This is a genomic window from Ruegeria sp. BC2 (genome assembly GCF_056539245.1).
Genome location: NZ_JBQFUQ010000002.1, coordinates 81,670 through 103,563 on the forward strand (window position 1 = coordinate 81,670; position 21,894 = coordinate 103,563).

Annotated in this window: 21 protein-coding genes; 6 read left to right on the forward strand and 15 right to left on the reverse strand. The window is 61.8% G+C overall.

Going from position 1 to position 21,894, the window contains the following annotated elements:
• Positions 1-242: 242 nt before the first annotated feature.
• The 9 genes from ACR0CU_RS10690 to ACR0CU_RS10730 form a co-directional block, all read right to left on the reverse strand.
• On the reverse strand, positions 243-2,696 hold the full coding sequence (locus ACR0CU_RS10690; RefSeq protein ID WP_170447737.1) for a GcvT family protein: 2,454 nt from the start codon (positions 2,694-2,696) through the stop codon (positions 243-245).
• An 87-nt stretch (positions 2,697-2,783) separates the two neighbouring features.
• The gene (locus ACR0CU_RS10695) at positions 2,784-3,767 is read right to left on the reverse strand and encodes a GlxA family transcriptional regulator (protein ID WP_170447735.1); all 984 of its coding nucleotides are present in this window, start codon (positions 3,765-3,767) and stop codon (positions 2,784-2,786) included.
• Positions 3,768-3,776: 9 nt separating this feature from the next.
• On the reverse strand, positions 3,777-4,670 hold the full coding sequence (locus ACR0CU_RS10700; protein ID WP_170447733.1) for a homocysteine S-methyltransferase family protein: 894 nt from the start codon (positions 4,668-4,670) through the stop codon (positions 3,777-3,779).
• A 12-nt stretch (positions 4,671-4,682) separates the two neighbouring features.
• The gene (locus tag ACR0CU_RS10705; protein ID WP_170364283.1) at positions 4,683-5,735 is read right to left on the reverse strand and encodes an alcohol dehydrogenase family protein; all 1,053 of its coding nucleotides are present in this window, start codon (positions 5,733-5,735) and stop codon (positions 4,683-4,685) included.
• A 12-nt stretch (positions 5,736-5,747) separates the two neighbouring features.
• The gene (locus tag ACR0CU_RS10710; RefSeq protein WP_170447731.1) at positions 5,748-6,224 is read right to left on the reverse strand and encodes a cupin domain-containing protein; all 477 of its coding nucleotides are present in this window, start codon (positions 6,222-6,224) and stop codon (positions 5,748-5,750) included.
• Positions 6,225-6,239: 15 nt separating this feature from the next.
• Positions 6,240-8,687, reverse strand: a complete 2,448-nt coding sequence (locus tag ACR0CU_RS10715) for a GcvT family protein (RefSeq protein ID WP_170447729.1) — start codon at positions 8,685-8,687, stop codon at positions 6,240-6,242.
• 15 nt (positions 8,688-8,702) lie between these two features.
• On the reverse strand, positions 8,703-9,083 hold the full coding sequence (locus ACR0CU_RS10720; protein ID WP_480643016.1) for a GFA family protein: 381 nt from the start codon (positions 9,081-9,083) through the stop codon (positions 8,703-8,705).
• Positions 9,084-9,087: 4 nt separating this feature from the next.
• Positions 9,088-9,711, reverse strand: a complete 624-nt coding sequence (locus tag ACR0CU_RS10725; RefSeq protein WP_170406351.1) for a LysE family translocator — start codon at positions 9,709-9,711, stop codon at positions 9,088-9,090.
• Positions 9,711-10,280 (reverse strand): helix-turn-helix domain-containing protein, encoded by a 570-nt coding sequence (locus ACR0CU_RS10730; RefSeq protein WP_093964278.1) that lies wholly within the window; start codon positions 10,278-10,280, stop codon positions 9,711-9,713. Before ACR0CU_RS10730 ends, ACR0CU_RS10725 begins: the two co-directional genes overlap by 1 nt.
• Positions 10,281-10,336: 56 nt before the next feature.
• Here ACR0CU_RS10730 and ACR0CU_RS10735 point away from each other — a divergent pair, with 56 nt between their 5' ends.
• Positions 10,337-10,549: a DUF1294 domain-containing protein gene (locus ACR0CU_RS10735; RefSeq protein ID WP_480643018.1), complete on the forward strand. Its 213-nt coding sequence runs from the start codon at positions 10,337-10,339 to the stop codon at positions 10,547-10,549.
• A 158-nt stretch (positions 10,550-10,707) separates the two neighbouring features.
• Positions 10,708-11,604: a cation diffusion facilitator family transporter gene (locus tag ACR0CU_RS10740; RefSeq protein WP_170341329.1), complete on the forward strand. Its 897-nt coding sequence runs from the start codon at positions 10,708-10,710 to the stop codon at positions 11,602-11,604.
• A 5-nt stretch (positions 11,605-11,609) separates the two neighbouring features.
• On the opposite strand, the gene ACR0CU_RS10745 is transcribed toward ACR0CU_RS10740, so the two are convergent.
• Positions 11,610-12,065, reverse strand: coding sequence for a GAF domain-containing protein (locus ACR0CU_RS10745; RefSeq protein WP_480643020.1), 456 nt, complete (start codon positions 12,063-12,065; stop codon positions 11,610-11,612).
• Positions 12,066-12,138: 73 nt separating this feature from the next.
• The gene (locus ACR0CU_RS10750) at positions 12,139-13,311 is read right to left on the reverse strand and encodes an acetyl-CoA C-acyltransferase (protein WP_170341327.1); all 1,173 of its coding nucleotides are present in this window, start codon (positions 13,309-13,311) and stop codon (positions 12,139-12,141) included.
• 100 nt (positions 13,312-13,411) lie between these two features.
• Here ACR0CU_RS10750 and ACR0CU_RS10755 point away from each other — a divergent pair, with 100 nt between their 5' ends.
• The 3 genes from ACR0CU_RS10755 (at position 13,412) to ACR0CU_RS10765 (ending at position 15,998) form a co-directional block, all read left to right on the forward strand.
• Positions 13,412-13,750, forward strand: coding sequence for an STAS domain-containing protein (locus tag ACR0CU_RS10755; RefSeq protein WP_170341326.1), 339 nt, complete (start codon positions 13,412-13,414; stop codon positions 13,748-13,750).
• Positions 13,751-13,770: 20 nt separating this feature from the next.
• A complete protein-coding gene (locus ACR0CU_RS10760; protein ID WP_170370043.1) occupies positions 13,771-14,232 on the forward strand; it encodes an ATP-binding protein in 462 nt (153 codons plus the stop codon).
• 188 nt (positions 14,233-14,420) lie between these two features.
• The gene (locus ACR0CU_RS10765) at positions 14,421-15,998 is read left to right on the forward strand and encodes a gamma-glutamyltransferase family protein (protein ID WP_480643023.1); all 1,578 of its coding nucleotides are present in this window, start codon (positions 14,421-14,423) and stop codon (positions 15,996-15,998) included.
• Between the two features lie 24 nt (positions 15,999-16,022).
• Here ACR0CU_RS10765 and hspQ read toward each other — a convergent pair whose 3' ends face one another.
• Positions 16,023-16,349 carry a heat shock protein HspQ gene (gene hspQ, locus ACR0CU_RS10770; protein WP_170341320.1) on the reverse strand — a complete coding sequence of 109 codons (327 nt, stop codon included), beginning with the start codon at positions 16,347-16,349 and terminating at the stop codon, positions 16,023-16,025.
• A 187-nt stretch (positions 16,350-16,536) separates the two neighbouring features.
• Here hspQ and ACR0CU_RS10775 point away from each other — a divergent pair, with 187 nt between their 5' ends.
• A complete protein-coding gene (locus ACR0CU_RS10775) occupies positions 16,537-17,118 on the forward strand; it encodes a transglycosylase SLT domain-containing protein (RefSeq protein WP_093964271.1) in 582 nt (193 codons plus the stop codon).
• A gap of 12 nt (positions 17,119-17,130) precedes the next feature.
• Here ACR0CU_RS10775 and ACR0CU_RS10780 read toward each other — a convergent pair whose 3' ends face one another.
• From ACR0CU_RS10780 to ACR0CU_RS10790, 3 genes are read right to left on the reverse strand one after another with little or no spacing between them, the layout of a single operon-like run.
• Positions 17,131-17,727, reverse strand: coding sequence for a LolA family protein (locus tag ACR0CU_RS10780; RefSeq protein ID WP_170447719.1), 597 nt, complete (start codon positions 17,725-17,727; stop codon positions 17,131-17,133).
• A gap of 39 nt (positions 17,728-17,766) precedes the next feature.
• Positions 17,767-20,670 carry a DNA translocase FtsK gene (locus ACR0CU_RS10785; protein ID WP_170447717.1) on the reverse strand — a complete coding sequence of 968 codons (2,904 nt, stop codon included), beginning with the start codon at positions 20,668-20,670 and terminating at the stop codon, positions 17,767-17,769.
• Between the two features lie 13 nt (positions 20,671-20,683).
• Positions 20,684-21,865, reverse strand: coding sequence for an aminotransferase class I/II-fold pyridoxal phosphate-dependent enzyme (locus ACR0CU_RS10790; RefSeq protein ID WP_480643025.1), 1,182 nt, complete (start codon positions 21,863-21,865; stop codon positions 20,684-20,686).
• Between the last annotated feature and the right edge of the window lie 29 nt (positions 21,866-21,894).

Sequence of the window (21,894 nt, forward strand, 5' to 3'; positions counted from 1 at the left end):
TGGTCTCCAGCTGATACCCCCCGTCTTTAGGCAAAGTCCTTTGCCATTGAAACTCAGAAAAGCTTGAAGACGCCCATAACGAATTGTGATGGGTCGGCGGCCCTATCGTCCGGTGTGCGACCGGCAGAACCATGTTCGGCTATGCTTGGTTTTCCGGTAAAGTCTTGGCCAGACAGAGGCCTCGTCAAGAACCTCCGTCCGGCCCTATGCAATTGCATAGGAGCAACGCCCCCAACCCGCCATCAGACCTTCACACGTTCGGATTTCGGATCGTACATGGGTTTGAGCGACGCCTCGGCGCGGACCTTTACTCCGCAGACGTCAATCTCGTATGTCGAGGACAGCACGTCGGCCGCGCTTTCGCCCTTGCAGGGGACATAACCCATGCCGATCGCGCCACCCAAAGTGTGGCCATAGTTTCCTGAGCTGATGTAGCCCACATATTCGCCATCTCGGATAATCGGTTCGTTGTGGAACAGCAGAGGTTCAGGGTCGGTCAGCTTGAATTGCACCAGCCGGCTGTGGGGGCCGCTGTCCTTGCGGGCAATCACCGCATCTCGGCCAATGAAATCACATCCCTTGTCCACCTTGACGGCAAAGCCGAGACCGGCGTCCACAACGTGATCTTCGCAGGTGATGTCATGGCCGAAGTGACGGAAGCCCTTTTCGATCCGGCAGCTGTCCATCATGTGCATGCCGCACAGCTTCAGGCCCATGTCCTGCCCAGCCTCGTGCAGCGTTTCGAAAACGTGCCCGGCCATATCCGACGACACATAGACCTCCCACCCAAGTTCGCCCACATAGGTCACGCGGTGAACGCGTGCTAGGCCCATTCCGATCTCGATTTCCTGTGCGGTGCCGAATGGGTTTGCCGCGTTCGAGAAGTCGTTGGGCGAAACTTTTTCAAGCAAGGTCCGCGCGTTGGGGCCCATCACCGCCAGAACGCCTTCGCCGGCCGTGACATCGGTGATGACCACATTGAAATTGCCCGAATGACGCATCATCCACGTCTGGTCGGCCAGTCGCGTCGCCGCCGGGGTCACGACCAGATAGGCGGTCTCGGAAAGGCGGGTCACGGTCACGTCTGCCTCGATCCCGCCATGCCGGTTCAAGAATTGGGTGTAGACGATTTTGCCGTTTGGAACCGCGTAGTCGCCGCCACCGATATAGTTCATGAAAGCCTGGGCATCGGGGCCTTCGACCCGAATTTTTCCGAACGAGGACATGTCATACATGCCCACGTTCTCGCGCACTGCGCGGTGTTCGGCGGCCGAGTTCTCGAACCAGTTCTGGCGCTTCCAGCTGTAGCGGTATTCGCGTTCCTGCCCCTCATTGGCAAACCAGTTCGCGCGCTCCCAGCCGGCCAGCTCGCCAAAGACGGCCCCGTTTTCTTTCAGGTGGTGGTGGAACGGCGTCCGGCGCACGCCGCGCGCCGTGGCCTTTTGCCGATAGGGGTAGTGGTCGGCATAGAGCAGGCCCAGCGTTTCCTTGGACCGCTCGAATAGATACTGCTTGTTGCCCTGGAATGGCTGCATCCGGCTGATGTCCACGTCGCCCAGGTCAAAGGGTTTTTCACCCGAGTCCATCCATTCCGCCAGCGCCATTCCCGCGCCGCCCGCAGACTGGATCCCGATCGAGTTGAACCCGGCGGCGACCCAGACATTGTCCATCTCGGGCGCAAGGCCAAGGTGATAGGCGTCGTCGGGAGTGAAGGATTCCGGCCCGTTGAAGAAGGTATGGATGCCCGCCTCCGCCAACATCGGCATGCGGTTGCAGGCGGCCTCGAGGATCGGTTCGAAATGGTCGAAATCCTCGGGCAGTTGGTCGAACTCGAAACTGTCGGGGATGCCGTACATCGCCCAGGGCTTGGCGTTGGGCTCGAAGGCGCCCAGCAGGATTTTCCCGGCGTCCTCCTTGTAATAGGCGCATTCGTCCGGCACCCGCAGAACCGGAAGCTGGGTCAGGCCGTCGATGCCCTCTGTCACTATGTAGAAATGCTCGCAGGCATGCAGCGGAACGTTCACGCCCGCCATGCGCCCCACCTGATGCCCCCACATGCCGGCGCAGTTGACCACCATGTCACACTCGATATGGCCCGAGGCGCTGCCATCATCCGCCACCCAGTCGACGCCGGTAACTTTGCGGCCCTGCTTTGCGATCTCGGTGACCTTGACCCGTTCCTTGACGACGGCGCCGCGCTGACGGGCACCCTTGGCCAGCGCCAGCGCGATATTGGCCGGGTCGCCCTGGCCGTCCAGCGGCAGATAGACGGCGCCCTTGACCCCATCCAGATTCAGATGCGGATAAAGCTCGGCCACCCACTCGTTCGAGATCTCCTCGACCTCGACCCCGAAGGCGCGGGCCATGGCGGCCTGGCGGTAGATCTCTTCCTTGCGCTCATCCGTCAGCGCCACGGTGATCGAGCCACAGCGTTTGAAGCCGGTGCCGACGCCGGTTTCCTCCTCGAGCGCGCCATAGAGTTCCTGGCTGTATTTCGCCAGTTTGGTCATGTTCGCGGTGGCGCGCAGTTGGGCGATCAGGCCGGCCGCGTGCCATGTCGTGCCGCTGGTCAGCTGCTTGCGCTCCAGCAGAACAACGTCGTTCCAGCCTTTCTTGGTCAGGTGATAGGCCACCGAGCATCCGATCACACCGCCACCGATGATCACCACGCGGGCCTTGCTGGGAAGATCAACCATTCCGAAGTCTCCAATCTCGAGTCGGCATAAGAGTGCCACGAACAGGCGACAAAAAAGGCAGCAAAAACGTCAACTGCGGCACAAAAATCACCGCAGCGCCGATTGGCGTTTCTGGCGGCGCAGAGCGAATGGCGTGATCCCGAAAAAGCTTTTGTAGACGGATGAGAACCCGTTGGGAAAGCCGCAGGCGAGGCCGATTTCACGCACGCTCATAGTGGTATTCAAAAGCAGGTTGTTGGCCTTGGCCAACCGCATCTCCCGGTAGAACCCATTCGGTGTGGTGCCAAAAAACGTTTTGAATTTGCGCTCCAGCGAGCGGTTCGACATTCCAAGCTCTTCGACCAGTTGATTGATGGGCAACGGATCTTCGATATTGGCCTGCATCAACTTGATGCACTGATCCAGTCGGGCGTCCCCGGTCGTTGTCGTCTTGGCGCCCGAAAACGGCTGCAACGACGAAAAGTCGCGGATGTGTTCGTGCAGCATGATGTCAGCCACCGTCATCTTGGCCGGCCCCGAGATGTGACGCCCGATCACCGCCAAAGCAATATCGGCCGTGGCCCCCATTCCCGCGCAGGTCACGACCGGGCCCTGCTCGGTCGCGATCGAAAGCTTAGCCTCGAACCGGGCACCGCGTTCGCGGAAGATCGACGCGTTTTCCCAATGTGTTGCCATGTCGGGCGTTCCGTGTTCGTCGATGTATCGGCTGGCGGCCTCGGCCAGCAAAAAGACCTGCGCACCGCGATAGGTATAGTCGGACACAACCCGGCCCAGCGACAGCTCGGGCTGGTCCGGGTCGGTGTTGCCGATCACGAACAGATAGTCGGCGTCCGGTTGGCGCGTAACGGGCTGGGTCGGAATGCTGGCGCCGCTGCTGCTGACGATGGTCCCTCCCTTGAGCGACCGATAGGCATAAGTGAACGGCGGGTGCGGGCAAACCCGATTGGCGAGACGCAGCACATCCACCACCGACGCCAGTTCCAGCAGAACGAAGCCCGGCGCGGTGATGATGTCAAAATGCCACTGCGCCTTGACGCCTTCGGGTTTTCCAGGGTCCGATTTCTCCGCCATACCCGCCACTCACACGATCCTGTGCCCGGCCGAGCGCAGGGCGTTGGCCAAAGCTTCGATGTGCTCAGGGCCCACTTCGCAGCATCCACCGATGATCGTGGCCCCTTGGTCAACCCAACTCATCGCATGTACGGCATAGGCCGACGGGTCCAGATCGTGGCGCGCCTCCAGCGCGTCGACTGTCGGAGCGTCTTTCAGGAAGCCGTCGGAAATCCGGGTGAAACCATTCGCGTAGGCACCGTAGGGCTTTTCAAGTTCCGCAAGGATCTCCAGCGCCGCAGGAACCGCCTCGGGTCGGGTGCAATTGATCAGAACCGCCTGGGGATCGAAGCGTTCGACCAGTGGCGCGATCGCGCCCAGCGGTTCGCCCGACCTCAGCCGCGTACCGTCCTCGTCCATGACCGACAGGGCCAGCCAGACCGGCTTGCCACAGCCTTCAGTTCCACGCAGCGCGCCTTCGGCCTCGGTCACGGACGAGACGGTTTCGATCAGAAACAGGTCCACCCGGTTCTGCATCAATCGCACCAGTTCCGCGAATTTCTGCGCGGCCTCGTCGGGATCGGGGTTCAGATCGGGGCGATAGGTGGCCAGCAAGGGGCCCAGCGCACCGGCAATACGCCCCGCCCGCCCATAGCGCGCCAGTTCGGCCTGTGTCAGAGCCGCATCAATAAGTTGCTCCAGCTGGTCCTCGATCCCCGCTCGTACGAGGCGAGAACGGTGCACGGCGTAGGTGTTTGTCGTCGCGACGGTTGCCCCGCGGTCAAAATAATCCCGATGGATCTCTCCGACCAACCCCGGCTCGTCGATCATTACGCGGGTTGACCACAAGGCGGTTGGCTGTTCGCCACGACGTTTGACCAGCTCTTGACCGATCGAACCATCCAACAGCGTGATGTCTGCCATCTCGGTGCCTCCTTACGGTATGAGAACCAGCTTTCCGGGCAGGGTCTTTGATTGAAAGTCCGTCTGCGCCTGGACGATCTCGCGCAGCGGGTAAGTCTTGGAAATCAACGGCTTGATCCGACCCGCGTTCATCAACTCGACCAGTCGGCCAAAAACTTCGAAGGCTTGGTGAGTGCAGCCGTGGATCGTGATGTCGCGCAGGTAGATTTCGCGCAGATCAGCCTGCACGATCGGGCCGGCGATGGCCCCGGACACGGCATATTGGCCGCCCGGCTTCAGTGCCAGGATCAGGCCGGAAAAGGCCGGGCCGCCGACCACGTCGATCACCACGTCAAAGCTGTCCTGAGGCAGCGGCGCGTCGCGCTCGAACGTACCAGCCGCACCCTGCGCCCGTACCACTTCGGCCTTGGCGGCACTGGTCACCCCCCACACGGTTGCTCCCCGCAAGGCTGCCAATTGCACGGCCGCCAGCCCGACGCCGCCCGAGGCGCCGGTGATCAGCACCTTGTGCCCGGCAGTCACGCCCGCGCGGGTCAACAGGTTCTCGGCCGTGCCAAACGCACAGGGGATGGCGGCGATTTCCACGTCCGACAGCGGTGAGGCGGTCACGTCATAGAGGTCATCCGCCTCGAGCAGGCAGTATTGCGCAAAAGACCCGTCGATCTCGGACCCAAGCGCGATGAAGCCTGTCGGGTTACCCGGGCGCGGGCGCGGCAGGTTGATCGGGCAGGTCACGCGTTGCCCCGGTTTGACGCCGGCACCCGGCCCGATCTGCTCGACTATGCCGCAAATATCTCCGCCTTGAATGCGGGGAAAGGACAGCGCGCCGCCCCACCCGCCGGCTTCGACCTCTTGGTCAACCGCGTCCGTCGCGCCGGTGACGTCCGAGGAATACCATCCGATCCGCGTGTTGATGTCGGTGTTGTTGACGCCTGCCGCGACCACGCGAACCAGAACCTGCCCGGGCCCGGGTACTGGAACCGGAATATCCTCGCGCCATTCCAGAACTTCTGGACCACCGTGGCCTGTCAGATAGACACCGCACATCGTCTTTGGAGCATTCATTTCGCTGGCTTCTCAGGTCTGGTCGTCGGGATGGGGCGGCACCGGCCCCATCGGCACGATGTCGTAGCGGACATTCAGATCGGCCATCTTGGCCTCGTCCTCAAAATCTGCCTGGGTCATGGTTGCCAGTTCCGCAAGGAAACCGTCAAACCCGGAGGGTTGAAAGATCATGAGCATTCGTGCCGGTTTGTTGTCGGCGACGCGGCAGGCATGCGGCACACCCGGCGGAACATGCATGGTGGTGCCCGGCGTGCACAGGTGCCAATCTCCGTCGACGTAGAAATCCACGGCGCCCTCGAGGAAATAGAAAGTCTCGGCGTGGCTGTCGTGGCGATGAAGGCCAAGCGCGAAGCTGGCCTTCAAGTTGTCTTCCATCAGGGTGTAGGCCCCGCCCGTGTCCTGACCGGAAACCTTCACGAAGGTATGGTCATTCTCCCAGTCATAGTTGGGACCCTCACCGGGTCCCTGCTTGGAATATCGCGGGCGCATATTGGCCTCCTTGTGTCAGGCGCGCAGCCGCTCGTTGGCGGGATCCCACAGCGGCTGATCCTCCTGTACCACGGCGCGACACTTTTCGCCGTAGATTTCCACCTCGAGCTCGGTGCCCGGGTTGGCCAGATCGGCCTTGATCATGCCCAGCGCGACGGACTTGCCGACACGATAGCCCCAGGCGCCCGATGTGGTCTCGCCCACGATCTGGTCGCCCTGCCAGATGCAGGACATGTAAGGCGCATCGCAGTCACCGGCCTCGACGACCAGCGTGACGAAAGACTTCTTCACTCCACGCTGCTTTTCCGCCAGCAACGCGGTCTTGCCGGGGAAATCCTGCGGCTTGTCGAACTTGACGAAGCGCTCCAGCCCGCCTTCGAGCAGCGAGTAGTCGGTGCTGAGATCTCCCTTCCACGCGCGGTATCCCTTTTCGATGCGCAGGCTGTTCAGCGCATACATGCCGAACGGCTTGGCCCCGGCGGCAAGGATCGCGTCATAGATCGCGGGCATGTGCTCGTTGAGCGAATGCACCTCCCAGCCCAGTTCACCGGCAAAGGACACACGGATCAGGTGGGCGGGCTGTCCGGCCACGGTGGCCGCCTGATGGGTCAGCCAACCCAGCGAGAGGTCGGCATCGGTCAGACCCGACAGGATCTCACGCGATTTCGGACCGGTCACGATCAGCGTGTCGCGGGTGGTGGTCACGTCCTCGACCGCGACGCCCGCGGGCATTGCGTTCATCAGGATGTCGCGGTCGTGCCATTGCGCGGTGGCGGCGGTGATCATCACGAACTCATCCTCGCCCAGGCGCATGCAGGACATCTCGGTCAGGATGCGGCCGCGATTGTCGGCGATGTAGACGAGGTTGATCCGCCCCACCTTGGGCAGGCCGCCGGTGACCAGCCCGCGCAGCGCCTCGGCCGCGCCTTCGCCCTTGACGACAAAGCGCGAGAAACCCGGCAGGTCGAGCACGCCGCAATGGTCGCGCACGGCCTCGCATTCTTCCTTGATCCGCTGCTCCCACGGACCCGAGCGGCCCCAGGTGTGGGTGCTTTCCTCGGAGGTGTCGTCACCCGGCTGCGCGAACCAGTTGGCGCGCTCCCAGCCGTTGTAGACGCCCATGACGCCGCCCAGTTCCTTGACCTTGGCATGCACGGGCGACAGCTTCTTGTCGCGCGCGGCGGGCCATTCGTGATGGGGGAAGTGCATGGCGTATTCGTTGCCGTAGACCTCCATGCCCTTCTGGTTGCAGTAGTCCTGATCGGTGTAATCGGTGTAGCGTCGCGGATCGACGGCCCACATGTCCCATTCGGTGGCACCATCCACGATCCATTCGGCCAGCACTTTGCCTGCACCGCCGCCTTGGGCGATGCCGAAGGTGAAGGTATGCGCCTCGAAGGCGTTCTTGACGCCGGGCATCGGCCCGATCAGCGGCAGGCCGTCGGGCGCATAGGGGATCGGCCCGTTGATCACGCGGCCCACGCCCGAGGTCGCCATCAGCGGCACACGCTCCATCGCGTCAGTGACGATGTCCTCGATCCGGTCCAGATCGTCGTTCCACAGCTGAAAGCTGAAATCCTCAGGCATCGGGTCGTCCTCGGTCATCCAGTGGCCCTTGCAGTTGGGCTCGTAGGGGCCGAGATTGAAGCCGTGCTTTTCCTGTCGCAGGTAGTAGGAGATATCCACGTCGCGCAACAGCGGCAGCTTGCCGCCGTTTTCCTTGGACCAGGCTTCGACCTCGGGGATCTCGTCGGTCAGCAGGTACTGGTGGCTCATGACCATCGCGGGCACGGTGCGGCCGCCAAAGGGTTTGAACCATTCGCCCACGCGCTGCGCGTAGTAGCCGGCCGCGTTGACGACATAGTCGCAGTCGATGTCGCCTTTTTCGGTGTGGACGGTCCAGGTGCCGTCGTCATGCTGGGTCACGCCGGTGGCCGGGCAGAACCGGATGATCTTCTGCCCCATGTCGCGTGCGCCCTTGGCCAGCGCCTGGGTCAGCTGCGCAGGGTCGATGTCCCCATCGGTCGGGTCATACAGAACGCCCTCAAGATCATGAGTTTCCAGGAACGGGTAGCGTTCCTTGGCCTGCTCCGGCGTCCACATTTCCATCGGGATTCCCTGGTAGCGGCCCATCGACATGGCCCGCTGGAACTCCTGCATTCGCTCTTTGCTGTGCGCCAGACGGATCGAGCCGGACACGTGGTAGTTCATCGGGTAGTCGACCTCTTCGCCAAGACGTGAATACAGCTCGGTCGAATAGCGCTGCATGTTCATGATCGCCCACGAGGTCGAGAATGTCGGCACGTTGCCCGCCGCGTGCCAGGTCGACCCTGCGGTCAGCTCGTTCTTTTCCAGCAGAACGCAGTCGGTCCAGCCCTTTTTGGCCAAATGGTACAGCGAGGACGCCCCTACGACGCCGCCACCGATGATGACCACGCGGGCCTTGGTCGGAAAATCGCTCATGTTTCTAGATCCCTGTCATTGTGCCCTTTGGGGCAGTTCATCCGTGATGTCGTAGTAGTCGCCCTTGTCCGCCACGAAGATGTGGCGGGCCAGTTTCAACTGAGTGGGCTGGTCCAGAGCCCCCATCGAAACCGAAATCGTGTCTTCGTCCTTGTGCTGCCAGAACAGAAAGCTTCCGCATGCCTTGCAGAAACCACGCCGGGCCGTGTCCGAAACCTGAAACCATCCCAGTGTATCGCTGCTGTTCAGGGTCAGGTTGTCCTGGTGGGTCGCGGTCGAGGCCCAATAATGCCCAGACTGCCGACGGCATTGCCCGCAGTGGCAGGCCGAGGGCGGTGACAGCTCTCCGTTGATCGTGAAGGCCACCGAACCGCAAAGGCACGATCCTTTTTGCATGGCTCTATCCCTTTCCTGCAGGTGTCGCGCTGGTTCCCAGCAGGACGCCATAAATGATGAAACAGGTGGCCATGACGCGGCGCACCCAGACGTTGAACACGGCGCCCAGTGCAGCCCGCCCCATCACCGCACCCAACAGTGTGAACCCGGTGTAGCTGAGCGTCGTGATGATCAGCGCCGTCGGCATGATGATCGCCATTTGCTGCCAGATCGGCACATCAAGCTGCACGAACTGGGAAAACGCGGCCAGGTAACCTGCGACGCTCTTTGGATTGATCGTGGCGACGGCCAAGGCATGGAGATAGACATGGCGGGCCGGGCGCTGGCTGGCCGGCGCGGGACGCGCGGCGTTCATCCACCCGCGGAGTCCCATCCAGATCAGGAACCCCGCCCCGATCAGTTTAGCCACGAAAAACCCGGTTGGCGAGGCCGCGATGAGGGCTGTCACCCCCAGAGCCGACAGGATCAGAAAGGCGCTGGCCTGGGTCAGGATCGCCAGAACCCCAAGCATTGCCTTGGGAAATGGCAGGCTCATCCCGTTCGAGATACAATTCACCGCATTCGGACCCGGCGTGGTCACGAACACCACCCAGAACAGCGCGAATATGGTCCAGGCCTCAAAGCTCATCAGTACACCGGCGGAGCGATCACCCAGACGGCCACGGCGGGTTCGTCGTAAGGGTTCGCCCATTGATAGGGTTCGTGCTTGATCCGAAAGCTGTCCCCGACGCCGACGGTGAAATTTCGGCCTCCGATCGTAAGGTCGAGACGGCCCGAGATCATGTATCCAACCTCCTGCGTCGGACGGTTGGCCGGGGTCTGCATCCGGGAGTGGGGCTCAAAGGTGGAATGCACCATCTCGAAATCATCGGTCAGGTCAGGCGACAGCAATTCCTCGATCAGCCCTTCCTCGCCCGACCCCATCGGCCGGCGCGAACCGGCGCGCACCACATAGCCCTGTTCCTCGGCCAGAACGCCGGTATGGGCGAACAGCATCGACATCGGCACACCCAGGCATTCCGCGATCAGGCGCAGATCCGAGATCGACGGAGCAGACAAATCGCGCTCGACCTGGCTGAGCCAGCCCACCGACCGGTCCAACCGCGAAGCGATATCGGTCAGCGTCAACCCGCGCGCCTTGCGCAGCGCGCGAATGTCCGCCCCCAGCGTCGCAGCGATATGGGCCTGGTCGTTCACGCTACCACCCCCGATTCATGAAATTTACGTCACATTTTTCACGATGTCCCGAATCGGTGAAAATTCCAAGAGATTTTTCACTACCGATCCTGATCCTTCCACGCTATGGCTGCGGAATGTGGATCGTCATTCTGTATTTCTGGGCCATCAACGCGTTGACTTTGCTGGTGTTCGGCTGGGACAAGCTGCGGGCGATCCGACGCAGGCGGCGTGTCCCGGAGAAGTGGCTTTTGCGACTGGCGCTGTTGGGCGGCAGCCCCGCAGCTTAGTTGGGTCGCTGGATATTCGGGCACAAGACCCGGAAAAAGCGGCTGACGACTGTGCTGTATGCCATTACGGCTCTGCAGGCGGGCGCGATCTACCTGTTCCTCACCTACAGTTCTGTTTGAAACTGGCATTTGGCAGTGCGATCGGGCAATGGTTGCAAATGATTGACAGAACTTCGTCCCAGGCGCTGGCCATCGGGTCAGTGGCGGTGTCCCTGCTGGTGCTGCTGCTCAAGGTCCTGGCATGGCATTTGACCGGGTCGGTCGCTCTGTATTCCGACGCAATGGAGTCTTTGGTCAACGTGGTCGGCGCGCTGCTGGCGTGGTTTGCCATTCGGATGGCAGAGCGTCCTGCCGACAGCAATCACCCTTTCGGACATCACAAGGCCGAGAACTTCTCGGCCATCGCCGAGGGGACCCTGATCGTTCTCGCCGCAATCCTGATCATTCAGGAAGCCTGGGGCGCCTTGTTCGCCCCTCACCTCGACCAGCTCGGACCGATCGGACTGGCCGTGAACGCAGCGGCCATGGTCCTGAACCTGGTCTGGGCCCGCGTCTTGATCTCGGCGGGTCAGAAACGGCGCTCGCCGGCCATGACCGCCAATGGGCGCCACCTGATGACCGACGTCTGGACCTCGGCCGGGGTCTTGTTGGGACTGATCCTGGTATTGCTCACAGGCTGGGCCGTTCTTGACCCGTTGCTGGCCATTCTGGTGGCCGCGAATATTCTGCGCGAAGGTTGGAAGGTCATTTTCCATTCGGCCGGAGATCTGATGGATTCAGCGGCCCACACCGAGGACACGGACATCATCGAGGCCGCCGTTCGGAACTCGTCTCAGGGTGCCTTGCAGATCCACGATCTGCGCACCCGACGGGCCGGCAAAGCCGTGTTCATCGAATTTCATCTGGTCGTCGATCGCAACATGACAGTCGGTGACGCCCACGACATCTGTGACGCGATCGAAGATGCAATCGCCGAAAAGCTGCCCGAGGCCCGGACCATCATTCACGTGGAGCCGGACTCTCAGCTCAAAGCCTCGGGAATCGAACCGGAATAAAGGTTCTACAGACGCCCGAAAACCTGCGCGAGGATACGCGACAGCCCATCGGCATCGGCCTGCTCGAACGCATCGGGCTGATCGCTGTCGATATCAAAGACCCCGATGACCTGCCCCGCAGAGTCCCGCACCGGCAGAACCAATTCGGACCGGGTCGACGAGGCACAGGCAATGTGCCCCTCAAACGCATCCACATCCGGGACCAGCTGAACCTCTCCGGTCCGCGCTGCTGCCCCGCAGACCCCGCGCGAGAACGGGATGACCAAACAGCCGTGCCCGCCCTGATAGGGTCCGATCTTCAACAACTCCGGCTCGGTCACACGGTAAAACCCTGTCCAGTCAAAGCGGTTGTCGCTGTGATGCACCTCGCAGGCGACGGTGGCCATCAGAGCGACCTGGTCAGTTTCACCTTCCGTCAGGGCTTCGATGGTTTTGGACAAGAGCGCGTAGTCAGCTTTCATGGGGTCATTTCCAATGTGCAACCGGGCCGCAACCTCTGCGGCCCGGTTCAGCTAATGGCAAAAAGCCAAAGCGTCAAACCCGCTCGATCGCGATTGCGGTGCCCTCCCCGCCTCCGATGCAGATCGCGGCCACTCCGCGCTTCAGGCCACGCTTCTCGAGTGCATTTAGAAGCGTCACCATGATGCGTGCACCTGAGGCACCGATCGGATGACCAAGGGCGCAGGCGCCTCCGTTTACGTTGACCTTGTCGCGCGGCAGGCCCATCTCGTGCATGAAGGCCATGGGAACAACGGCAAAAGCCTCGTTCACTTCCCACAGGTCCACGTCGTCCTTGCTCCAACCGATCCGTTCCAGCAGCTTCTGCGCGGCCGGGACCGGAGCCGTCGTGAAAAGGCCGGGCGCCTGGGCGTGGCTCGCGTGGCCCAGGATGCGGGCACGTACATTCAGGCCGCGCGCCTCGGCCGTGTCAGCCGCGGCAAGAACCAACGCCGCCGCGCCATCCGAGATTGACGAGGAATTGGCCGCCGTCACCGTGCCATCCTTGCGGAATGCCGGCTTCAGCGTCGGTATCTTTTCCGGCCGCGCCGATTTGGGCTGCTCATCCGAATCCTGGATGATCTCACCTTTGCGGCTTCGGACCGTGACGGCTGCGATCTCGTCCGAGAAGGCTCCGCTGGCCTGCGCTTCGAGCGCATTCGACAGCGACTTCAACGCGTATTCGTCCTGCGCCTCTCGGGTGAATTGATAAGCCTCGGCGCAGTCTTCGGCAAAAGTGCCCATCAGGCGGCCCTTGTCATAGGCATCTTCCAACCCGTCCAGGAACATGTGATCCACCACCTGGCCGTGACCGATACGAGCCCCGCCGCGCATCTTGGGCAGCAAGTAGGGCGCATTCGTCATGCTTTCCATCCCACCCGCAACCATCGAGTCTGCATGGCCAAGCGCGATCTGATCGAACGCCATCATCGCCGCCTTCATGCCCGACCCGCACATCTTGTTCAGCGTGGTCGCAGGTACCTCTTCTCCCAGACCTGCCGCAAACCCTGCCTGACGCGCCGGAGCCTGCCCCTGACCGGCGGGCAGAACGCAGCCCATCAAAACCTCGTCGACCGTCTGCGTCTTGGCGTTTTCAAGCGCCGCGCGAATGGCGACGCCACCCAGTTCCGCCGCAGGCACGCCGTCGAACATTCCTTGAAACCCGCCCATCGGCGTCCGGGCCGCACCAGCGATCACAACCTCTTTCATGTGACGACTCCTCCTTTTGTCGAGTGCTTGGATACCGAATGGTAAGAAATGCCGTCTAGCGTATTTCTACGATCGATCGACGGAATCCGAGGGGAGTCACGTGGCACTGAGCAGCAAAACGACAGGCGAGACGCAGATCATCACAGTCGACGCCGCCCGCATCGACGCCGCCATGGCGATACAGTTCAAGGAAGACATGCGGACCCAAACCGCAGATGGCGCCGGACGGATCATCCTGGACCTGTCTGCGGTCGAGTTCATAGACTCCAGTGGATTGGGAGCGATCGTGGCGTCCATGAAGCAACTTGGAAATGGGCGCGGGCTGGAACTGGCGGGATTGCAGCCTGTCGTGGCAAAGGTTTTTCGGCTGACGCGGATGGATACGGTTTTCAAACTGCATCCCAACTTGGATGACGCGCTGGCCTCCGAGTTGGAGTGAAGCGCCAGGGAGCAAATGGCGTGACAGTCAAATGCGAAGACGGCCGACTCGAAGTGGCGTTCCCAGCCGTCGAAGCCGAGGCCAGCCGCGCCATCGCTTCGTTGCACGCGGGGCTGTCGAATCTCGGTTTGCCGGGGCAAAAGACTGCCGACATCAAGATCGTGTTGGCCGAGGCGATCAACAATGTTGTCGAACACGCCTATGCTGAGCGCGCGCCCGGAATGGTTCGGGTTTCCGTGCTGGACTCCAAAGATTACCTGGAGGTCCAGATCACTGACACCGGGCACCCCTTGCCCGGCCTGAAGATGCCTGATGGCATTCCTGCCAGTGTGGAAACCGATACTTCAAACCTGCCCGAAGGTGGATTCGGTTGGTTCCTGATCCGCACATTGGCCGACGAGGTGCGGTATGACCGCAGAAACGGCCAAAACCTGCTATTCTTGCGGTTTGAGCGCACAAAAAAAGCGGATCGGCCACAATAACGCCCAGATCGGACCATTGTCGCGCCGCAAACGACCGGCAGAAACAAGGGGTAGCTCAGATAGCTTCCCTCGGCGCCATGTGTCACAGCCCCCACCCAGTGAACGGCGCCGAGGACCTTCTCCTTGAAATGACTGGACATCAGCCAACGGCACCCTAGTGTCGACGCGTTCAGGAGGAGACCCATTCCATGCGCGATTTCCATGCCCCCGGCCGTTCCGAGGTTTCGTCGACCGAAGGGATGTGCGCAACCTCGCATCCGCTGGCTGCAAAGGTGGCGCTGGATATTCTGGGCCGCGGCGGAAACGCAATGGACGCCGCCATTGCCGCGGGCGTACTTCTGGGCATCTGCGAACCGCAGATGACAGGTCTGGGTGGCGACTGTTTCGTTCTTTACAATCGCGCTGGCGAAACGAAGGTGCGCGCGCTGAACGGATCCGGGCGGGCGCCCGCTGGCGCCTCGGCCGAAGATCTGCGGGCCCGTGGGTTGGCTGCGGTGCCACTTGACGGCCCCGAAGCGGTGACGATCCCCGGGGCTGTTGACGCATTCTGCCACCTGTCAGAGGCCGAGGGTCGATTGGGGATCGAGGCCCTTCTTCAACCTGCAATTCACTATGCCGAAACGGGCGTTCCGGTTGCACCTCGCGTCGCGCATGACTGGTCGATCGGGGCCGAAACGCTGCAGGGCGCAGCCCGGGATCACTATCTGATCGACGGCCGCGCCCCAACGACAGGTCAGATGTTTCGCGCTCCGGGTCAGGCAGAAGTCCTGCTTCGCGTGGCCCGAAGGGGGCGTGACGCCTTTTACGAGGGCGAAATCGCCGATGACATGCTGGCCGCGTTGAATTCTCGAGGCGGGATCCATTCGGCCACCGATTTTCACGACACAAAGTTCATCGAAGCCTCACCGGTCGGAGGTGACTACCGCAACGCTGAACTGCTGGAACATCCGCCGAACGGACAAGGCGCGACTGCGATCCTGCTTCTCAACATCCTCAAGCATTTCGACATTGCAGGCATGGACCCGTGGGGCGCCGAACGGGCGCATATCGAAGCCGAGGCGACCAAGCTGGCCTACGATGCACGCAACCGGTTCATCGCCGACCCGGATCAGTCGTCGCGCATGGAACATTTTCTGGCGCCGGAAACGGCGGCAAAGCTGGCCGAGCTGATTGATCCCCGGCGCGCCATGACCGCCGCCGCCCCGCTGACCGAAGCGGTGCACAAGGACACGGTTTATGTCACGGTCGTCGACCGGGATCGTATGGCTGTTTCTCTGATCTACTCCATCTTCCACAGCTTCGGATCGGGCATCGCCTCGGAAAAGTTTGGCATTCTCCTGCAGAACCGCGGATGTGGTTTCAACCTTGAACCGGGACATCCGAACGAACTGGGCGGCGGCAAGCGCCCGATGCACACAATCATTCCCGCGATACTGAAGCAAAACGGGCAGATAGCCATGCCGTTCGGCGTGATGGGCGGGGCCTATCAGCCGACAGGCCACGCGCGCCTGGTTTCCAACCTTCTGGATTTCGACTTGGGGCTGCAGCACGCCGTCGACGCACCCCGCGCTTTTGCCGACGGTTCGATCTTGAAGATCGAACCCGGCTACGACCGCAAGATCGCGCAACAATTGTCGGAAATGGGGCACAATGTCGTCGAAACGGAAACGCCTCTGGGCGGCGCGCAGGCGATCCGAATCCATCAAAGCGGAGTATTGGAGGGCGCCAGCGACCCCCGAAAGGACGGTTGCGCTTTGGGTTATTGACGCCTCAACGGCGTCAGCACCGTATCAGTTCAGCTGGAAGTGCAGCGGATAGCTGCCGTCCTGAAACGGCCCGAACATGTTGGGAATATCAGGATGATCAACAGGTTCGCCTGACTGGTCGGCAATCAGATTTTGCTCTGATACATAAGCCACATAGAAGGATTGATCGTTCTCGGCCAGCAAATGGTAGAACGGCTGATCCTTGATCGGGCGGCTGTCTTCGGGAATTGCCTCGTACCATTCCTCGGTGTTCGCAAATTCCGGATCCACGTCAAAAATCACCCCTCGGAAGGGATGTTTCTTGTGACGAACCACCTGGCCCAGGCGGTACTTTGCATGTGTCTTCAGCATTGTTTCAGCCCCCAAGGCACTTACTAAACCTTTCCGCCGGCAATTGCCAATCATTGATCTGAAATTCGCGGAAACAGTCTGTGAACCTATGCCTGACAGTCGTCGGCCTGCTGCAGGGTTTCTTATACGATTGTGATTTCCTCGGCCTGCAATCTGCGCTAGAATAAAGAAAAAAGGCACGAGGCACATGAGCAGAAAACTTCTCGTACTCTTCGGGGTGCTGTTTTTGGCATCCTGTGGGGGCGGCGCACAGCGTCCGCCCAGCAACCTCAATGACGCTTGCGCCATCGCGCGCGAACGGCCGGACATGATCAAGGCATTCAAAAGCACCGAACGCAAATGGGGTGTTCCGGTCCATGTCCAGATGGCAACCATCTACCAAGAAAGCCGCTATCGTCACGACGCCCGGACGCCCCACAAATATGTTCTTGGGGTTATTCCGATGGGCCGTCAGAGCAGCGCCTATGGCTTCAGCCAGGCCCTGGACGGAACCTGGGAAGAATACCAGCGCGAAACCGGGAAGCGGCGCGCCAAGCGTGACCGCATTCGTGACGCATCAGATTTCGTCGGATGGTACATGAACAAAAGCAGTCAGAAGATCGGCATCTCGACCAGCGACACGCGGAACCAGTATCTGGCGTATCACGAAGGTCGCGCGGGTTACGCACGCGGCAGCCATTACGGCAAGACCTGGTTATTGAACGTGGCCAATGACGTGGACGCACGCGCGCAGATGTACCAGGCGCAGCTGTCCAGCTGCCGCTATTGAAAGAGCCGCGGGTCAGCGATTTTCTGACCCGCGCCGCGCCTTGTTCGAAAACAGGCCGCTGTCGATTCTGACATCTTCGTTGAGGGGACCCAGCAGCACCGTGGTTTGACCCCCGGCGTTGTCGTAGATGACCCATTTCCTCAGCTCGATCGGATTAGCCGTGAACATCAGCTCGATCCGCCCGGACTCGGGGTTTTTCGGGTCCTGCGCGGTGACGACCGTGGCTGTGCCATCAAATGTGTGGCCTACTACCATGTTGGCCTGCGACAGGTTCACGTTTCGCGCCAGAACCAGCGACAGCGGCGTGCGCTTCAACGGGTACTGCTCGGGCGGCTGGTTTGATTTGGGGTCGAACACCATCACGGTGCCGGCATTGGCCAGCACGACCGCGCTGTTGGGCGGATCGTATTCGAACCGCATCTTTCCGGGCCGCTGCAGCCACAGCTTGCCGGTACTCAGCGATCCGTCATCGTTGACTTGGGTAAACGTCGTCTGAACGGCCTTCAATCCGTTCAGATAGTTCGAGATCTGCGACAAGGCCAGCTTGTCGGCGGCCCAGGCTGCAGGGGCAGTCAAAGCAAGGGCAAGGGCAAAGGCAATCTGTTTCATGACACACAGATATGCGCTCTGCCCTTGTTATTAAATATCCTACTGTTCCGGGACGAGGATTTCGCGTTTGCCCACGTGATTTGCTGCCGAAACAACGCCTTCGTCCTCCATCTGCTCGACCAGCCGCGCAGCCTTGTTGTAGCCGATGGCAAGTTTCCGCTGGATGTACGAGGTTGAACACTTGCGATCCTTGATCACGATGGCAACCGCCTGATCGTACAGGGCGTCCTCACCATTGGTGTTGCCGCCGGTATTCAGACCCAGAACCGCGTCGATATTGTCGGCCTTGTCCTCGGACGGACCATCCAGCACGCTGCCGACATAGTCCGGCGGACCATACTGCTTTAGGTGGTTCACGACCTCCTCGACCTCTTCATCCGACACGAACGGCCCGTGGCAGCGGGTGATCTTGGCGCCGCCAGCCATGTACAGCATATCGCCCTGCCCCAGCAGCTGTTCGGCCCCCATCTCGCCCAGAATAGTCCGGCTGTCGACTTTCGACGTCACCTGGAACGAGATCCGGGTCGGGAAGTTGGCCTTGATCGTACCGGTGATGACGTCCACCGAGGGCCGCTGCGTGGCCATGATCAGGTGAATGCCCGAGGCCCGCGCCATCTGCGCCAGGCGTTGAATGCAGGCCTCGATCTCTTTGCCTGCAACCATCATCAGGTCGGCCATCTCGTCGACGATGACGACGATGTATGGCATTGCCTGAGGTTCGAATTCTTCGGTTTCGAATATCGGCTCGCCGGTTTCATCGTCAAACCCGGTCTGGACCGTGCGGCTGAACAGCTCGCCCTTGGCCAGTGCGTCCTTCACGCGGCCGTTGTAGCCGGCGATGTTGCGCACACCCATCTTGGACATCTTGCGATAGCGGTCCTCCATCTCACCCACGACCCATTTCAGCGCCACGACCGCCTTTTTCGGGTCGGTCACGACCGGCGACAGCAGGTGCGGGATGCCGTCATAGACAGACAGTTCCAGCATCTTGGGGTCGATCATGATCAGGCGGCATTCATCCGGGGTCAGCTTGTACAGCAGCGACAGGATCATCGTGTTGATCGCCACCGATTTACCCGAACCAGTTGTGCCCGCGATCAGAAGGTGGGGCATCTTGGCCAAGTTCGCCACAACCGATTCACCGCCGATATCCTTGCCCAGCGCCAGCGGCAGCGCGTGGTTGCCATCGCCAAAGTCACGGCTGGCGAGAATTTCGCGCAGGACCACCATCTCGCGGTTTTCGTTAGGCAGTTCGATGCCGATGACTGAGCGTCCGGGCAGGGTCGAAACCCGCGCTGACAGGGCCGACATCGACCGGGCGATATCATCGGCCAGTCCGATCACGCGGCTGGCTTTCAGGCCCGGCGCGGGTTCCAACTCGTACATCGTGACGACAGGGCCGGGGCGGACACTGACGATCTCGCCTTTGACCCCATAATCATCCAGCACGTTCTCCAGCATCCGCGCGTTTTCCTCCAGCGCCTCGTCGCTCAGGTGATGGCGCGGGATGCCCGACGGGTTCGTCAGCAGGCTGAGCGGTGGCAGTTCGAAATCGGTGTGCCGCTCTTCGAAGGACAGGCTGGGCTGAGCCTCGGCCTGAGCCCGTCGCGAGGGCAGGACGTTGCGCCGGACCGGCTGCGCGACAACTGGCTTGCGCGGTTCGGCAACCGGGATCTTCATCGCCGGACGCGCCTCGGCGATTGGGTCTTCTGCATCCTCGAACACCTGATCGTCGTCGGCGTCCAAAGGCGAATACTCTGAGACCTGGTCTTCGGTGAACGTCTCAATTTCCGCATAAGGCTGCGCTGGCTGACTGGTCAACGGCGGCTCGGGCGGAAGCCCGGCAGCAGCCAGTGGTGGCTCGGGCGGAAGGTTGCCCGCTCGCGGCGCATTCAGGATCAGCGGGTCGGGGCCACGGCCACGCCCCTTGGTCAGCGGGCGGTTCGGATCAGGCTCGGGCGCGATTTCACCGGTGGCGACCTTGCGGTTCTGGATCACCGCGGAAATCTTCGAGCGGATCCGGTCCTCGCCCGGCATCTCGTCATATCCGGTGACGGGTTCCGGGTCGACCAGCTCGGGTTCGGGCATCGGCTCGGGGCGGCGGATCAGGCCGGGCATGCGCGCAAGCAGGCCCGTCTTGACGGGTTCGGGTGCTGCGATCTCGGGCTCTTCAAAGACCGGATCGGCATAGGCCAGTTCATCCTCAAATTCGGCGCCAGCGGCCTGGGTTGCCTTGCGTTCCTGCCATTTTTCCCGGCGCGCCTGTGCGGCCCGGGCGGTGGCCGACGCCCCCTGCCCCAGCGCGGTCATCAGCATGTCATAGGCCATCACCAGACCCAGCAGGAAAGCCCGGAACCCGTGCCGGACGTCCGATTTGGTGAAACCCAGCACAAAGACGCCCAATGCCAGCATGCCGGCCGCCATGGCCAGCGACATCAGCTTGACCATGAAATGCGACGAGATCGGCAACAGCGTCAGCAGCGCCCCCATCACCGTGTCGCCGAACAGACCGCCCAGGCCAAAGCTGTGCGTCGCGCGCCATTCGGCACCGGGCACAAGCGTTGCGGCATAGACCGAGAGCACGGCGATCCAGATCGGCGCGAAAATCAGGCGGGCCACGGCGCGATCCTCGCCGAAATGGCCGGCGAACCGCACGCCCCAGCCGACCAGCACCAGCGCGATGCCAAAGCTGCCCCAGCCCACGATCATGAACAACGGCGCAGCGATCGAGGCGCCGAACCGGCCCAGCCAGTTCTGCACCGGCGCGTCGGTCGAGACCATCCAGTTCGGATCATCCGGCGTGTAGGACCAGATCATCGCCGCGGCGGCCAGGCCGGCCAGGATCAAGGCGATCCCGATCAGTTCCTTGCTGCGCCGCTCGATCGCGGCCTGGGTGGTGCTGTCCAACAATGGGTCGCGGTTGCGCGCGTTGTAAGATGCCATGTGCCCTCGTACCTCACGAATAGATGCAGTCGCGGAGCGTGATCAGCCCGCGCTGCATCTCTGTTTTTGGGGCCACCATCGCGACCCTGATAAAGCCTTTGCCCGGGTTCTGCCCCGGATCCCCTTGTGAAAGATATGCGCCCGGCAGGACCCGAACCCCGGTTTCCCGCCACAGCTTCAATGCGGCCTGCTCGCCATCCTCGACGGGCAGCCAAAGAAAGAACCCCGCCTCGGGCGGCATATAGCCCTGAACGCCCGCAAACACCTGATCGGCGATCGCGTATTTTTCTTGATACAGCGCGCGGTTTTCTTGAACATGCGCCTCGTCGGCCCAGACCCTGGCCGCGGCGGCCTGCAACGGCGACGGCAAGGGCGCCCCGGCATAGGCGCGCAACTGCTTGACCCGCTTGATACTTTCCGGCCCGCCCGCGATCAGCCCCGACCGCAGCCCCGCCAGGTTCGAGCGTTTCGACAGCGAGTTGAACAGCGTGATCCGCTCGGGGTAGGCGCCCAGCTCCTGCGCGACGGTCAGGATGCCGGTGGGCGGCGCGTCGCGGTAGATTTCGGAATAGCACTCGTCGGCGAAGATGCGGAAATCGTACCGCTCGGCCAGCCGGATCAGATCGGCCCAGTAGTCGCGCGAGGCGACGGCACCCTGCGGGTTGGCGGGCGAACAGATATAGGCCACGGCGGTGCGGTTCAGCACATCCTCTGGAAGGCCGGCATAGTCCGGAAGATGCCCGGTGGCCGCGGTGGCGGGCACGAAATACGGCTGCGCCCCGACCGAGATCGAGGCCACCATGTAGACTTGGTAGAACGGGTTGGGGCACAAAACGATCGGCTGCTGGCCGTTCTTCTGCTCGGGGCAGAGCGCCATGGCGGCGTTGTACAACCCCTCGCGCGTGCCGTTCAGCGCCATGATGTTGGCCTCGGGGTCCATCCGCACGCCATAGCGGCGGTCGATCCAGTCGGCGATGGCCCCGCGCAGCGCGTCCGACCCCTCGTTCGGCGGGTATTTTTGAAATCCGGCGGCGTTTTCCACGATGACATCGGTCACCCAGGGCGGAAAGTCATGCTTGGGCTCGCCAATCGTCATATGCACGACTTCGCCGCCCGGCGCGTGATGGTCGAGCAGGGCGCGTAGACGCGGAAAAGCATAGGCCGGTAGGTTCGAAAACCGCTCGGGGAAATTCATGACTGCTGCCTCGATACCGGGATCATTGG

What these genes read in the sequence shown, in the direction of transcription:
- ACR0CU_RS10690 (WP_170447737.1), bottom strand. Translation starts at nt 2,696, where the DNA reads ATGGTTGATCTTCCCAGCAAGGCCCGCGTGGTGATCATCGGTGGCGGT.
- ACR0CU_RS10695 (WP_170447735.1), bottom strand. Translation starts at nt 3,767, where the DNA reads ATGGCGGAGAAATCGGACCCTGGAAAACCCGAAGGCGTCAAGGCGCAG.
- ACR0CU_RS10700 (WP_170447733.1), bottom strand. Translation starts at nt 4,670, where the DNA reads ATGGCAGACATCACGCTGTTGGATGGTTCGATCGGTCAAGAGCTGGTC.
- ACR0CU_RS10705 (WP_170364283.1), bottom strand. Translation starts at nt 5,735, where the DNA reads ATGAATGCTCCAAAGACGATGTGCGGTGTCTATCTGACAGGCCACGGT.
- ACR0CU_RS10710 (WP_170447731.1), bottom strand. Translation starts at nt 6,224, where the DNA reads ATGCGCCCGCGATATTCCAAGCAGGGACCCGGTGAGGGTCCCAACTAT.
- ACR0CU_RS10715 (WP_170447729.1), bottom strand. Translation starts at nt 8,687, where the DNA reads ATGAGCGATTTTCCGACCAAGGCCCGCGTGGTCATCATCGGTGGCGGC.
- ACR0CU_RS10720 (WP_480643016.1), bottom strand. Translation starts at nt 9,083, where the DNA reads ATGCAAAAAGGATCGTGCCTTTGCGGTTCGGTGGCCTTCACGATCAAC.
- ACR0CU_RS10725 (WP_170406351.1), bottom strand. Translation starts at nt 9,711, where the DNA reads ATGAGCTTTGAGGCCTGGACCATATTCGCGCTGTTCTGGGTGGTGTTC.
- ACR0CU_RS10740 (WP_170341329.1), top strand. Translation starts at nt 10,708, where the DNA reads ATGATTGACAGAACTTCGTCCCAGGCGCTGGCCATCGGGTCAGTGGCG.
- ACR0CU_RS10745 (WP_480643020.1), bottom strand. Translation starts at nt 12,065, where the DNA reads ATGAAAGCTGACTACGCGCTCTTGTCCAAAACCATCGAAGCCCTGACG.
- ACR0CU_RS10750 (WP_170341327.1), bottom strand. Translation starts at nt 13,311, where the DNA reads ATGAAAGAGGTTGTGATCGCTGGTGCGGCCCGGACGCCGATGGGCGGG.
- ACR0CU_RS10765 (WP_480643023.1), top strand. Translation starts at nt 14,421, where the DNA reads ATGCGCGATTTCCATGCCCCCGGCCGTTCCGAGGTTTCGTCGACCGAA.
- hspQ (WP_170341320.1), bottom strand. Translation starts at nt 16,349, where the DNA reads ATGCTGAAGACACATGCAAAGTACCGCCTGGGCCAGGTGGTTCGTCAC.
- ACR0CU_RS10775 (WP_093964271.1), top strand. Translation starts at nt 16,537, where the DNA reads ATGAGCAGAAAACTTCTCGTACTCTTCGGGGTGCTGTTTTTGGCATCC.
- ACR0CU_RS10780 (WP_170447719.1), bottom strand. Translation starts at nt 17,727, where the DNA reads ATGAAACAGATTGCCTTTGCCCTTGCCCTTGCTTTGACTGCCCCTGCA.
- ACR0CU_RS10785 (WP_170447717.1), bottom strand. Translation starts at nt 20,670, where the DNA reads ATGGCATCTTACAACGCGCGCAACCGCGACCCATTGTTGGACAGCACC.
- ACR0CU_RS10790 (WP_480643025.1), bottom strand. Translation starts at nt 21,865, where the DNA reads ATGAATTTCCCCGAGCGGTTTTCGAACCTACCGGCCTATGCTTTTCCG.